The following is a 1670-nucleotide window of genomic DNA, read 5'->3' on the forward strand; positions in this document are numbered from 1 at the left end:
TTTTGCAAGGGTTAAAGCTTCTTCTAATGTTTTATATGCATTATTTAAACTTTCTATTGTCACACTTTTATCAACTAAGTTGCCTTGTGCATCTTGAATATTATTATCTAATGTGTTTTTAATATTTTGATTTACAATTGAGTTTTTAAATGATAAAGATTGGTTTATTAAAATTTCTAATTTTTCTTTTGCTAATTCTTCTTGAGATTTTGTTAAATCTATTAATTCTTTTGTCTTTTTGTATGCATTTTCTAATTTAATTTTTTGATTATCAAGTTTAAGTTTATCAGAATTTGATGCTTCATATACAGTTTTAGAGTCTTGTATTTCTAAAAGAAGGTCGCTTAGTTCTTCATTTCTATTTATGTTTAGCATTGAATAAAATTCTGCTTCATCAATCACATTTTTTAAAGCATCATGAGATAACGCTCATTCTTCATGATTTGTTTTTGCAATCTCAAATTGATCTTTCAATTTATTATATGCATTTTTTAAAGATTCGCTTGATGCAAGATCATTATTTGCTACATTTGAAGCTTCGTTGATATCTTGACTTAATTTATTTTTAATTTGAGTATTAATTACGACATCATTTCTAAATTCAGCTACTTGGTTAATCAAAGCTTTTAATTTGTTTTTAACAAGTGTTTCATCTTGCTTTCTTGCTTCAGCTTTTTGTTGAATTTCTTTTAATTTATTTTCTAATTCCACCCTAGCATTATCTAAGGTGTTTTTATCATTGCTGTAATTATTTGCAACAACATCCGCTTGCTCAATCGCAACATTTAACTCATTCAATTCCTCATCATTAAAGCCATAAGAAGATTTGTTTAAATGAATCTCAGAGATCTTTGATTTTAATTTTCCATAAGCAATTTTTCATTCTTCATCTTTTGATTTGGCATTTTGAAATGCAGATTCTAAATCATTATATGCATTTGTTAATGAATCAACTGTTGAGTTTACATCATCTTTTTTGTTAATTGCTATTTCAATAGCATCATTTAATACGTTTTTGATTAATGTATTTTTTATTGATTCCTTATATTCTAATGCTTTTTTTATTAACTCATTTAGTTCTTGGATTTTTAAAGCGTGTGATTGGTTGTTATTATTTATTTTATTTTTAGCTTTTTCAAGTGCATCTTTTAATACGATAATTGAATTAATAACATCATTTTTGTTTGAAACATTTTTGACAATTTCATTTTGCGAATCAAGTACATTTTTTAATTCAGTAGCAACATTTTGATATTTTGTGTCATTAGAAATACTATTTAAATATACATTAACTTCCTTTGCTAATGTATAGTATTTATACAATTCTTGAATCAATGAAAATTTTTCTTCATTTTTATTAATTACTTCTTTAACCTGATCTTCATTTCTATTATAAATAAATGACCTCAAATCATTAATTAATTCTTCAGTTTGATTATTTAATTTCTTTCAATCATTACCATTTAATTTAGTCTTACGGTAATTATTAATAGTTTCAATTAATTTCAAAATATCTTTATTTTGCTTATTTTTTGAATCCAATAGGACATAAACTGTTCCAGCCGTCGCCGCAACAACTCCTAATCCCAATAAAATTAATGCAATTTTTTTACTTTTTTTCATAAAATCTCCTAACTAAACAATTCTATAATTGTTTTTTTTTTTTTTTT

The 1670-nt window shown here is 24.2% G+C and carries 1 protein-coding gene; it reads right to left on the reverse strand.

The genetic code is table 4. The annotated features are described in order from the left end of the window. Positions 1 to 1623 (reverse strand): coiled-coil domain-containing protein (locus T401_RS07330; protein WP_033179064.1); only part of this gene is annotated, 1623 nt, incomplete at its 3' end. Between the last annotated feature and the right edge of the window lie 47 nt (positions 1624 to 1670).

It is taken from the genome of Mycoplasma anseris ATCC 49234 (assembly GCF_000702805.1).
GTDB lineage: Bacteria > Bacillota_I > Bacilli_A > Mycoplasmatales > Metamycoplasmataceae > Metamycoplasma > Metamycoplasma anseris.